Here is a 12608-nt window from a genome sequence, read left to right as displayed (position 1 = left end):
TTTGTGCTTCCCGCTGGTAAGCACCTCTTCTTTACGGTCTGGCCGCCCAAAGCGGCCTGACCGGTTAATCAGGATGTTTTTGCAACCTCCTGCAACACAGCTTCTATCCGCTCTTTCAGCGCGTCGTACTCCGTAAAGCCTCTTGCCAGCAGGTAAAATTTGGATTCCGATGCCTGTAATAAAACGGCCGGGAAGCCAGTTACCTGGAGTTGTTTGCAAAGCGCAAATTCATAATAGGCCTTCTCTTTATAAGCTTCACTGTGGAGGGATGCATAAAACTCTGCTGCGGGAATATTGTATTGTTCCAGCAGGTGGCGGTAGGCCTCATCATCGCAAAGGTCCCTGCCTTCGAAATTGAGGGCATACTGCAGATCGGCTGCAAAGGCTACCTGCTTATCGGGGTAATATTCTTTAAAGACACACATCGCGATGGCAGGCTTTTCGGAATTAAGGAACCAATCGCTATCCTCGGGGTTGTTGATATGCCAGAGAAAGTCGGACCCGAATTTGATGCCTGTCCGCTCTTCCACTACTTTATATGCCTGGCTGATATAGCCGGCCATCGTGCTGATGGGCTGAGGCTGATCGGGAATGATCATCCCTCCTGAAAGCACTTCAAAGAAGAACTTGTCTTTATACTCTTCGGCAATCCGCTTGATAACCGGACTAAAACCATAACACCAGCCACAGTAGGCGTCGTAACAATAGAAGATCGTCATCATTTTCAGGTAATAAGCCGACAAAATTACGACCTAATTGCAACATGAACATTAAATGATGCCCGTATCCGGTCGACAGTGTGCCGGAGAAAATAATTTAATAATAACGTCAGAAAAAAGCTCGGCTTGGTCTGATGCGGGCATTGGTTAACGGCCTGCTGATCGGTTTCGGGTATTAGTTATGTTTAGTAAGTAGTAGCTATTAAAACGCCTTAATAAAACATCCTAAAAAGGTTAAAGATTAGTTATAATACACATACATTTATCATGCGTTTACGTTTCTTCACCATTATAACAACATTCAATACCTGTAAAACTGTTTCTTATGAAACGCAAGCTTACTCTACTCCAAAAGGCAGCATTATTTTTATTGGTTATCATCGGAACGGGCATCACTGCCAATGCCCAGTTGAAGATTGGCGACAATCCTACGAGCATTCAGAAATCTTCTATTCTTGAGTTGGAAAGCTCACGGCAGGGTTTGCTGTTGCCAAGGCTGGCGGATACAGCGGCTATCAATGCGCTGACGCCTCCTGATGGTATGATCATTTACCTCAACTCAGACAAAAGCTTACGTCTGCGTAGCAACGGTGCGTGGAAAAAGATAGCTGATCTGTCTGAAGCAAATTCCAACTGGTCGCTTACCGGTAACATGGGTACCAACCCCAGTGTGAATTTTATTGGAACGATCGACGGGCAGCCGTTGGTAGTTCGTACCAACAATGCAGAACGTCTTCGTGTGGATGCTGCGGGCAATGTTGGTATAGGTACCAATAACCCTACAGCCAAATTGAATGTGGATGGTTCTGTAAAATTGCAAAACCTTGCTACCGGTACTACTGAAACTGATGTGCTGGTGCTGGCCGCTGATGGTTCTGTTTACAAGAAAACCATTTCATCTGCAGCTTTTGAAAATGCTATCCGTGCTATCAATGGTATTCAGCGTCAAACACTGTCTGTCACTGCACAGGCGAGCGATACCTCTAATAATGTGTTGGTCCAGAACAGGGATGCCGATAGCACCATCGCACTTTATCTGCCTGTACAAAATGGTTCCTCTGCTTCCAAGCCGTATGGCTTCTTAACGTATGCCGACTGGCAAAAGATCCAAAGCGGTATTCAAATGCTGGCTATTGGTGCTGTAGCTACAACACCTAATATCAACGGCGCTTCTATTTCTGCCGATTCCACTTCCCGTACGATAACGTTGCATCCTGCTGATGCCACCAATCCCGGTATTGTAACTGCAGGTGCGCAAACATTTGGTGGAGATAAAACATTCAACAACAACGTTAATGTTAACGGCACATTACAATTAAACTCCCTGGCCAATAATGCATCAGCAGACTCTGTGCTGGTTGTGACCAATGGTGTGGTGCAAAAAAGGCAAGTGAGTGCTGCTGCTTTTGGCAATGCCATTCGAAGCATCAATGGTAACAGAGACTCTGCGCAAGGTTTTGCGTTCAAAAATACCGGCACTGATCTTACTATATCTACCAATGGCACAGATAGTGTTTTCCTCAACGTGCCTAATGCAGCTGCCGCAGCAAGGGGCGTGGTCTCTACTACTGCACAAACATTTGCCGGAACAAAAACGTTCCAGGACAGTGTAGCCGCTGCCAAAGCGATCCTCGTGGGTACAACCGGTAGTGCCAACTCTACTGTTCAGGTAGAAGGCTCTCTGTCGCTGGCTATCACAACTATTTCCACCAGTTACACAGCGGCTGTTACTGACAATACGATCCTGGCCAACACCAGCTCTGCAGCCATCACTGTTACTTTGCCTGCTCCTGGTGCTATTAAAGGACGTATCTATACCATCAAGAAGATAGGTACTGGCGGTATAGACAATCAGCTTACCATCAGCCCTAATGGCGGCACAATCGATGGTGGTTCAGCTTACACTATTTATAACGACTGGACTTATGTGACGCTGCAAACGGATGGCAGCAACTGGTATGTGATCAAGAAATAAGGTTGGACCTTGCTAAAGCTGTTGTTATGTCACTTGCCAAATTACTTGGTGCAGGGCTTGTACTATTATTATGTTTCCACACAGGGTTTTCCCAACAACTCAGGTTGGGTAATAATCCTTTCACGGTAGAGAAATCGGCCGTGCTGGAGTTGCAGTCCAACAACCAGGGTTTATTGTTTCCGCGGATCACCGACACGCTGTTGATCAATACGCTCAATCCGCCGGATGGCATGGTGATCTATTTCATGCCGCTCCGGCAGTTGCTGGTTCGCGCCAATGGCTTTTGGAGAATAGTACAGAGTAACGGTGCTATCACAAGTTTGAACGGTCTTGCCGGCGCCACGCAGACTTTTGCTACAGGCACTGCCGGTACTGACTTCAATATTGCTTCGGCAGGAACAGTGCATACGTTCAATTTGCCGAGTGCCTCTGCCACAGCGAGGGGGCTGGTTACTACTGGTGCACAAACCATTGCCGGCAGTAAAACATTCTCCAGCGCCCCGGTCTTTTCTTCCTTTACCCAGGGCTCGGTGCTTTATGCGGGCAGTGGTGGGTTGTTGTCGCAAAGTAATAGCAGCTTTTTCTGGGATGCTACCAACAGCCGGTTAGGTATTGGCACCAGTGCTCCGGCATCGGCACTGCATGTTACCGGCACTAATCCGCTTACGTTGACAGGTCTGGTAACGGGCCTTGCCACTGATAGTATTTTGACGGTACTAAATGGTGTGGTAAAGAAGATACATCCTTCTGTGCTCACATCTTCCAGCAGCGGGTGGTCGCTCACTGGCAATGCAGGAACGAACCCCGGCACTAATTTCCTGGGCACTACCGATGGACAGCCTTTGATCATTAAAACAAACAACACACAAGTAGGTCGATTCGATGCCAACTCGCTGGCCCTCGGCATAGGAGCTACGGTAAACAATGCAACGCACTCGTTTGCCTTCGGGAATAATGCGGCAGTTGCCTTTAGTATTACTAACGCATTGGCGTTGGGTGGGAGTGCTGCAGTGAATGGTTCCAACTCCTTTGCTATCGGTACCAGCGCCGTTGCCAACAGCCCTACTTCTTTTGCGTTGGGCAATGCTGCTACTGTCGCGTTTGGTGTCACTGATGCCATGGCGCTGGGTACCAATGCAACGGCGAACGCCTTGAATAGTATTGCGATTGGGGGTAATGGCAATGCTTCTTTTAAAACAACAGCAGCTGGTATAAGTGGTATTGCTATTGGTAAAGCGGCCACTGCCAATGCCAGCTATAGTATTGCGATCGGTGACTCGGCTATTGCAGGCTTTGTATCGGGTCCTCCTATTGCTATCGGCAGAAGCGCTTATGTGAATGGCGCCAACTCTGTAGGCATCGGCACAAGCACCAATATTTCCAATGTCTCTAATGCGACAGCAATAGGAGCTAACACATCAGTATCGGCCAGTAACTCTACGGCCATTGGATACAATGCTTCGGTGACGGTGAGTGATGCGATCCTTCTTGGCGACAAGTCTAATCCCAATCTTGCTGTAGGGATTGGTACAGATAATTTCACCAATGGAGCGCGTGAAAAACTATTGGTAGATGCTGGCAATGTCAGTACTTCCTATAATGTTATCAGTGGAAAGGGGAATGTAAACAACTATCTACAGCTCAATATCCAGAACCGCTCATCGGGCGATGTGGCCAGTTCTGACCTGGTGGCTACTGCCAACAATGGAACGGAAACTACTAACTACGTAGACCTGGGTATAAACTCAAGTGGTTTTACCAATACCACATATCCCATCATAGGTGGCGCCAACAATGCTTATCTCTACAGTACCGGCAATGATTTTGTGATCGGTAATGGTACGCTCAGTAGGAACCTTTTATTTTTTACAGGCGGCTTTGCTGCTGCCAATGAGCGGATGCGAATCACAGGAACTGGTAGTGTTGGAATAGGTACAACTGCACCTTCTACTTTATTGCACGTACGAACAGGTACAGCCAACGATGGAGGGCTACGTCTTGAGAACCTTACCAATACTGCACCGGTTACAACTGGAACAGCAGTATTAGGCGTTGATGCCACTGGAAAAGTGGTGCGGGCTAAAGTCCCTTTATATTACAGTGGCACCGGTACCACCGCCAATACAGAAGAGGTAACGAAAATATGGGTGGCTGAGATTGCCAATAATGCAACAGGAACACCCTCTGTTACTATTCCTGCCAATGTAGCCTTTAATACTATTTTAAGCATACAGGTAACAGCCAAAGGTGGAACAGGCGTTGCCAATGCGCCTATTGTTAGTGTAGCAAGTAACACTACAAGCGTTATTAATTTACGTGTAGTGGAAAGTGCTGGTATTCTAATTGGTGGCGAAGCATTAGCGGCGCATGGAGAAACTGCTACCAGAATTTATATACGTGTTGAAGGGAACTGATTTATCTCTCATTCTAATAAACCGAATCTGTCCAGGCAAGTATTACATATTATTACTTTTATTTTTCTGCTGTTTGGTATATCACCTGTTGGATTTGCCCAATCAGGCTTTTACATTCCTAATCAGGGCAAGATCTTTTTTAACGGAGATACGGCTACTATTTTTTCCAATGTGCAAAATGGTGGCAAGCTGGGTGTGGGCAAAAATGCTGTAGTGAACTTCAAAGGCCGTGTTTGGGAAAATGAGCCGCAATCGTCATTGACTGATGAAAGCCACAATGGAGAAGGAATCATCGGTATAGGCGGCTTGATCAGATTTCTCTCTACCGACACCACCCGGCAATTTCTTAATGGCGGGTATAATGCTGCCAGCCGCTTTGGTCCTGGATTCCCGAACCTGCAAATACAGAACAGTAATGGTGTAAGACTTATCGGCAGTACTGCCAAAGTGCGAAATGAATTGAAGTTGACGAACGGTCTCGTTTACCTCGACAATAATATACTGGTGGTTGGTAATGAAGAGAACTCCGGGAAGATCACAGGCTTCGATTCCGCCCGTTATATTGTCACCGGTAATGCACCCGGCACGGGCATGCTGGTCAGGGAAAATGTCCGGGCTACTGATAACATTGTTGTATTTCCTGTAGGGTCGCATGCTCATCAATACACACCTGCCGGCATAAGAACCAAATCACTTTCAGGCGATGACTTCTACGTTACTGTTTTCGATAGTGTAAAAAGACTGGCAACAACTGGCGCCAATCTTAAAGAAGAGTCTGTAAACAAGACCTGGGAGATAGGCAAGCGCTTCCGTCCCAACCAGGACGAGGTAGAAGTAATATTGCAGCACCTGGTGGCCGACGAGGGGGCTGTTTTCAACGCAGGCAGACGGTTTAGTTATATTTCCCGGTACACCAATGGTGTATGGGACACCGGCCCGCCGCTTATTACACCACAGATCGGTTACCTGAGTACTGGCCCGTTGTTATTGAATGCAGGATTGAATGAGCGGACATTGGATGGTATTATGCCGACCTCAACCTATTATACCAAGTTTGTGGGTAAGGGTGATCCGGGCATTAATAAAACCAAGGTATGGTTAAGCGGTTATCGCATCAATTATCAAAACGTAAAAGTATACTGGACTACCAAACCAGAGGTTAACAATAATTACTTCGTAGTGCAGCGTAGGTATAGTAACCAAACTGATTTTGTTAATATCGACACCGTAGCTTCAAAAGCTCAAAATGGCAACAGCCAGAACTTCCTGAACTATGAGCTCAATGACCCGAATAGTTATGGAGCAATTACCTACTACAGGCTGATGCTGGTAGACTTCAATGGAAGGGAGACCTTCTCTAATGTAGTACCTGTAGGACGCCTGGCGGGCGGCAACCAGGTGCTGGTATGGCCTAACCCAAGCAACGGCAGGTTCTTTGTGGGTATCGGTCCTGCTATGACCATCAAGAGCATTGTGGTCTTCAATGTGCTGGGTCAAAAACTGAAAGAAGAGCCGGTGAATGACAGAAGCATTATCGAAATGTATTTGCCGATACCGGGCACTTATATCATTGGATTCGTATCACCAGGCGGAAGGTTTGTAGAATCTCAGAAATTGTTGATCAAGGGCTATGATTAATTTGTGGAGCAGCCGCCCCAAAAGGACATAAAAAAAGAGACTGTCTTATAAGTCCCTTCTTTCCCCGAAATGCTATTCCGGCTACAATCCTGGCCGACTTTTAAGACAGTCTCTACGATAATTAAAGAACGATATATGTTGAGTAATTGTACGCTGTGATTATTAGCCTACTTCCATCTCACCGGTAGTAGTATTCCTGCGCAAACCCTTCTTCATCTTATTCACCAGATCATCGGCAGTATCCCTGATCTTTCTTCTTGTTTCTGTTCCTTTGTCAGGTGCAAATAATGTGCCTACCAGTGCACCTACAGCTGCTGCAGCAACCATCCCAATAAGAATATGTTTTGCTTTCATAATAGTAAAGTTTAAAACGTGAATAATAAATCTACACTGCTGTAAATACCAACACTGTGCCAAACCTATAAATCAATAATCCCCACCTGTCCGGCGGGGATTACTGTGTATGTAGAGTAAGAGATGTTATTATCCTCTGCGGCCTGGTCTTTCTGAACCGCCGCCGCCATTGCCACCACCTCTTGAAGGTCTGCCACCGCCCTGATCACCACCACGATTGCCGCCTCCGCCATTATCCCTGCTGCGCTCAAAAGACCTTTGTTGAGGAGCTGCCGGAGCTGCCTCACGTTGTTGACGAGGTTGCTGTGGCTGTTGGGGCTGTATTACCCTGCCGCCACCGGAGTTACCGGGATTGCGGTCTGAACCCCTGTTCTGCCATTGGCGATTGTCGTCGTTGCCGCGTGGTTGGTTGACCCTTGGCTCACGGTTGCCGCCGGGAGCAGGATTGTTATTCCTGTTGTTCCAGCGGTTATTATCATCACGCTGACGATTATTATTATCTCTTATAGTACGTTCCCGGCTACCTGGGGTTGTGATGGCGCCTGGCGTTCTGTTGCCATCACCATTGCCCCTGTTGTCTCCTGACCTCCATTGGCGGTTAGGACGTTGTGAACCATTGTTGTTATTGTTGTCGCGGTTGGATGGCCTGTTGTTACCAAAACGGTTATCCCGTTGGTCGTTAGGCTGGCGATTGTAAGTCCTGTTTCCATTATTGTTATTGCCACCACGATTGTTATTATCAAAACGACCACTGCGGTTGCCGTTGTTATTATTATAATTCCTGTTGGCATAACCCTGCCTGTTGAAATCACGTCCCCTATTGTTGATAGCCACCCGTTGATTATCCCTGGTCACTACACCACGCCCACCACGGTAATTGTAAATGTTGTTGGTGCGGTTGATCTGCACAATGTTTATGTTGGTACGGCTGCGGTATCCATTGCTGTAATAACCACCTCCGTAATAGCCACCACGGCTGCGATAGGGCGTATAGCAATAAGAAGGACGATACACGCGGGGGCCCCACCAGCCACCATATCCATAACCCCAGGGGCTGCCAAAACCTATGCTGCTATGGAACCAACCGGCGTTGTAGTTGAAGCCGAAGCCCCAGCCAATCCATGGATTGTAGCGGATACCAAAGCCCCAGGTATAAGGACGTGGGAAATAATAGTGCCTGAACCAGGGCCTGTAATAGTAACCTGTACCATATACGATCGTAGGACCGTAAGCGAATGTATTAAGATAGCCAGGTGTGTAACCCATCCACACATAATCGGGCGTTACATCATAGATGTACACATACTTCATGTTATATACTGGGTAGCGGGGAGGGATCAGGGCTACAGCTGAAGGTCTTACCACAGCTACAGACCAGGGACCTACCGCGCTATTCGATTCAAACCAGATACCATTGTCTACAGAGTAGTAACGGCCTCTCCAGCGGATTACAGAAGCGGAAGTGTTGACCGCATAATCCATTTCAGTTCCATCAATGTCTTCAAATTGCGGGTCGCCATCATACACTACATCAGCTTTTGCTTGCTGCCTGTCTACCTTAGCGGTTTGTGGCACTTCTGCATCGGCCAAAGCATCCTGTGAAGCGGCTGTGCCTGCTACACTGGCAAGTACATTATCCTTGGGTGAACCTTCTTCGATACTGGCAAAATCCTGTGGTAATTTATCTGATGCCACAAACTGCCATTGACCACTCAGTGTTTTGGACTTGTACCAACGGCCAGAGATCAATACATAATATTGTTGTGACTGCACGTCCATGAAAATATCATCTTCTGAATTGGACACGTACAAGAGGTCTGTTCCTGATACCGGGGCGAAATTGGCTTCTCCCTTAGACTGGATCAGCTCGGCCGGTTCAGTACTTACAACTATTTTATACATGACGTTTTCGTCAGTCTCTTTTTCTGTTCCATTATCCTTGCTGGCATCATTTACCTGTTGTGCAATAGAATTCAGGTTTTGTGATACCTGCGTGGTCATAGCGTAAGGACCAGTGGCAGAAGAAGCCGTATACCAGTGTTTACCACCGTAGAGGTAAAAACGGCCATCACTATTCTTGATGATCGTGAAAGGCGTGTTTACTACTGCATCTACACCCCACTCGCTATTGCGTTGCAATTGTGGAGCGCCATCGATCAATACCAATATAGAAGGAGTATTGCTGTATAATACTTTAGGTGGTGTATTGCTGATCTGCTGAGAAAGTTGTGTTTGCTGATTATTCAGATCAAGCGATGTTTGCAGATCGCTCTGTGCGAAAGTGACACCTCCCTGGTTGATATATTGCTCGAGGGCATCGGCATAACTATCCAGGTTATTGTCATCACCAGGCAATTTGATATTCTCTATTTCAGCTTGCTGGATCTGTACGCGGCCACCATTGTTATTGGTAGTAGCTTTTAACCAGGCCATCCCGAAAACAGGATCTGTTTTACCACTCTCCAGTACAGAAATAGCAGCCTTTGCTTTCAGGTTATTGCCTGAATAAGATTCCGGCTGCCACTGGTACAGTTTAATCACTGCGCCTTGTGAGGTGGTGACGGTTTTGGGCCATGCGTCCTGTGCGGCAACAGAAAAGCCAGACAGCAAAGCACTGCCCAGCACGCACAATAGAGTATAGAATGATTTCATAAAGGAGCAATTTACTTTGAATAATCCCCGGTGGGTTTTGTTATCAGTAATCAAGTTACATCTGTTAGACGACGAAAGCTATTAAGGGTTTATGAAAGTCGCAAACGTTTGCAAAACATTATCAAAAAGGGGTGTTAAGGAGAGTAGGAGAGGTGCTTAATTTATTGTGTTTGAGGGTATAATTTATGCTGCTTATTAAACAGAGATTAAAAAAAGGGCCCGTGAGGGCCCTTTTCATTCCCATATAATCATTAGTGCTACTTAGATCAGAGCTTAACCACGATTAGTGATAAAAGAAAAGCAATTCAAATATAGGGAATCAGCGGTAATATAACACCTCAATGCCAAATATTTTTAGGACAAAAATGACCCGACTATAAATACAGACAGTTTATTCGTTGTTTCAGACAGTTCATACCGGTTGCTTATTTCTACGCCTGTGAAGGCTGTTAATATTGCGCTCCAATCGCTTCAAGGCATGGTGCCGGCGGCGAAGTATAACCATTTAAAACAAAAAATGTCATGAAAAAAGTATTCGTATTGGCAGGCTTGCTGTCTGCATTGGTATTCACCTCCTGCAAAAAAGACAAAGACAGTAATGATGATAACAACAATGGTGGAGGCGGTAACAATCCTCCTGCCAAGCTTGTTAACAAAATGACTGAAACAGAGAACGGCGTTAACACGGTTTATAATTTCACGTACAACGATGCTAAAAAGCTTACCCGCTTTGCAGCCGCCGATGGAAGTGAGTATGTGAACTTTACTTATGATGCAGCCGGCAACCTGACAAAAGTAGAATCTGTGGAAGAAGACTTCAAGAATGTATATACCTACACCTACAACAACAATGTACCTGTAACAGGCGCGCTTAAAACCTGGGAGGTGATGAATGGCCAAGTCGGCGACCTGATAGAAGATGATGAGTTGACTTATACCGTAGAGAATGGTCAGGTATCAAAGATCAAGCTTTATATGAAGCAGGCTGATATAGAAGTAAACATGAACCTGACTTATACCAATGGTAACGTTACCAAGATAGAGTCTGCGCCCAATAGTGTTTATACCTATAAAGCAACTTTTGCTTTCGGTAGCAAGAAATCTCCTTTCCCCCAATTATCAAAATATGTATTGGACCAGGCTGGTTTCTCACTCATGTTCAGCTCGAAGAGCGAGTTACTTACTGCAGCATATGATTTCCCCGGCACAGCGTTCGATTATACCCTCACTCATCAGTATACGTACGATGCAAATGGTTACCCGCTTACATCCAATGATGGCGATGTACTGGTAAAATACGAATACCAATAATCATTAAACCTTATTATAACAAAGCGGCCCTTCTGAAAGATCAGAAGGGCCGCTTTGCTTATTGTTGTTTCCGGAAAATTATCCTCTGAGCGCTTCGATCTCTTCCGCTGTTTTAGGAAGGTATTTGCCGAGCTTACGATTGCCATCAGCAGTTACCAGGAAGTTGTCTTCTATCCGGATGCCGCTGAAGTTGCGGAAAGATTCCAGGGCTTTGTAATTGATAAAATTGGTGTGCTTCTTTTCTGCAGCCCATTGATCGATCAGCGTGGGGATAACGTAAACACCCGGTTCAACGGTGAGTACATAACCCGGCTCCACGGCACGTCCCAGCCTTAGTGATTTCCAGCCAAACTCTTTGCTTTTTTGCAGATCGTCTGAATATCCTACATATTGTTCGCCAAGGTCTTCCATGTCATGCACGTCCATGCCCATCATGTGGCCCAGGCCGCATTGGAAAAACAAGGTGTGTGCGCCGGCTGCTACTGCTTCAGCAGCATTGCCTTTCATAATGCCCATAGCGGTGAGTCCTTCTACCAGCTTTTCACAGGCGCCGGCATGTACATCGCGGAAGCGTACGCCCGGCTTGAGTAAGCTGACAGCGTGATCCAAAGATGCCACCACTGTATTGTATACTTCTTTTTGCTCGGTAGTAAACTTTTTTCCAACCGGGAAGGTTCGTGTCAGATCGCCTGCATAGTGCAGGTCACTTTCTGCACCTGCATCCAGCAACAACATCTGACCTTCGCGGATCGTATTACCATAATAATGGTTGTGCAGCGTTTCGCCATTTACGGTACAAATGATCGGGTAGGCGAGTCTTCCCCCTGCTATGTAAGCAGCTTCCTGTACTTTGGCTGCCACTTCAAATTCCTTCATGCCTGCCTTTGCATATTTGATGCCGGCGAGGTGCATGTCGGCGCTGATGGAAACCGCTTTTTCTATTTCGGCTACTTCTATGTCTTCTTTGATCACGCGCTGGCGGATCACCGATTTGATCAATGGCAGGGAAACCTGGCTATCGACATCCTGAACAGGTATTTGGAACCAATCAGCCAATCTGATCTTATTTTCTGCACGATAGGGAGGCAGGATGTGAACCGTGCGTCCGGCACCCCGTGCTTTGCGCACCCAGGTGGCGATATCGTTATAAGGAGCGGTCTGCGTAACACCTACAGCACCTGCCATTTCCTTCAGGGAGGGCAGGGGCCCAGTCCAAACGATATCATCGATGCTCAGTTCGTTGCCGAAGATGACCACCTCACCGCTTTCTGCGTCCAGAATGGCTACCAGGCCGGCCACATCCAGCCCGAAATAATACAGGAAAGTGCTATCCTGCCGAAAGGGGTACCAGTTATCTTTATAGTTCATGCCGGTCTCTTCATTGCCCATCAATACGATGAGGCCCGAGCCCATGTTTTGCAGCAGCGCCTGCCGCCTGCTTTTGTATACGGAGGTATCGAATAAATTAAAATGCATGCGGCAATTTATTGAGTTTTTGGGATTTTCAATCGCACCAACATTAACGCCTTATTAATCCATATTACC

General features: G+C 46.6%; 8 protein-coding genes. 4 read left to right on the top strand and 4 right to left on the bottom strand.

Annotation, left to right across the window (positions count from 1 at the left end; all coding sequences use genetic code 11):
- Window positions 1–68: 68 nt before the first annotated feature.
- On the bottom strand, window positions 69–722 hold the full coding sequence (locus tag AC5JBY_RS04365; RefSeq protein ID WP_495903336.1) for a DsbA family protein: 654 nt from the start codon (window positions 720–722) through the stop codon (window positions 69–71).
- 322 nt (window positions 723–1044) lie between these two features.
- Here AC5JBY_RS04365 and AC5JBY_RS04360 point away from each other — a divergent pair, with 322 nt between their 5' ends.
- The 3 genes from AC5JBY_RS04360 (at window position 1045) to AC5JBY_RS04350 (ending at window position 6746) form a co-directional block, all read left to right on the top strand.
- Window positions 1045–2694: a phage tail-like protein gene (locus AC5JBY_RS04360; protein WP_495903335.1), complete on the top strand. Its 1650-nt coding sequence runs from the start codon at window positions 1045–1047 to the stop codon at window positions 2692–2694.
- 26 nt (window positions 2695–2720) lie between these two features.
- Window positions 2721–5108: a beta strand repeat-containing protein gene (locus AC5JBY_RS04355; RefSeq protein ID WP_495903334.1), complete on the top strand. Its 2388-nt coding sequence runs from the start codon at window positions 2721–2723 to the stop codon at window positions 5106–5108.
- 171 nt (window positions 5109–5279) lie between these two features.
- Window positions 5280–6746, top strand: coding sequence for a T9SS type A sorting domain-containing protein (locus tag AC5JBY_RS04350; RefSeq protein ID WP_495903333.1), 1467 nt, complete (start codon window positions 5280–5282; stop codon window positions 6744–6746).
- Between the two features lie 162 nt (window positions 6747–6908).
- On the opposite strand, the gene AC5JBY_RS04345 is transcribed toward AC5JBY_RS04350, so the two are convergent.
- Together AC5JBY_RS04345 and AC5JBY_RS04340 are read right to left on the bottom strand one after the other, a co-directional pair.
- Window positions 6909–7100, bottom strand: a complete 192-nt coding sequence (locus tag AC5JBY_RS04345) for a YtxH domain-containing protein (protein ID WP_495903332.1) — start codon at window positions 7098–7100, stop codon at window positions 6909–6911.
- Window positions 7101–7229: 129 nt separating this feature from the next.
- Window positions 7230–9752 (bottom strand): hypothetical protein, encoded by a 2523-nt coding sequence (locus AC5JBY_RS04340; protein WP_495903331.1) that lies wholly within the window; start codon window positions 9750–9752, stop codon window positions 7230–7232.
- A gap of 522 nt (window positions 9753–10274) precedes the next feature.
- Here AC5JBY_RS04340 and AC5JBY_RS04335 point away from each other — a divergent pair.
- Window positions 10275–11063, top strand: coding sequence for a hypothetical protein (locus tag AC5JBY_RS04335; protein WP_495903330.1), 789 nt, complete (start codon window positions 10275–10277; stop codon window positions 11061–11063).
- A 78-nt stretch (window positions 11064–11141) separates the two neighbouring features.
- Here the strand turns inward: AC5JBY_RS04335 and AC5JBY_RS04330 are convergent, their stop codons facing one another.
- Window positions 11142–12539, bottom strand: coding sequence for an aminopeptidase P family protein (locus AC5JBY_RS04330; protein ID WP_495903329.1), 1398 nt, complete (start codon window positions 12537–12539; stop codon window positions 11142–11144).
- Between the last annotated feature and the right edge of the window lie 69 nt (window positions 12540–12608).

The organism is Paraflavitalea sp., assembly GCF_059502485.1.
The sequence above is the reverse complement of the archived record's forward strand: the minus strand, read 5'-3'. Positions and strand labels throughout refer to the sequence as shown.

Excerpts from the sequence above, each read along its gene's own strand:
- AC5JBY_RS04365 (WP_495903336.1), bottom strand. The coding sequence starts at position 722 with ATGATGACGATCTTCTATTGTTACGACGCCTACTGTGGCTGGTGTTAT.
- AC5JBY_RS04360 (WP_495903335.1), top strand. The coding sequence starts at position 1,045 with ATGAAACGCAAGCTTACTCTACTCCAAAAGGCAGCATTATTTTTATTG.
- AC5JBY_RS04355 (WP_495903334.1), top strand. The coding sequence starts at position 2,721 with ATGTCACTTGCCAAATTACTTGGTGCAGGGCTTGTACTATTATTATGT.
- AC5JBY_RS04345 (WP_495903332.1), bottom strand. The coding sequence starts at position 7,100 with ATGAAAGCAAAACATATTCTTATTGGGATGGTTGCTGCAGCAGCTGTA.
- AC5JBY_RS04340 (WP_495903331.1), bottom strand. The coding sequence starts at position 9,752 with ATGAAATCATTCTATACTCTATTGTGCGTGCTGGGCAGTGCTTTGCTG.
- AC5JBY_RS04335 (WP_495903330.1), top strand. The coding sequence starts at position 10,275 with ATGAAAAAAGTATTCGTATTGGCAGGCTTGCTGTCTGCATTGGTATTC.
- AC5JBY_RS04330 (WP_495903329.1), bottom strand. The coding sequence starts at position 12,539 with ATGCATTTTAATTTATTCGATACCTCCGTATACAAAAGCAGGCGGCAG.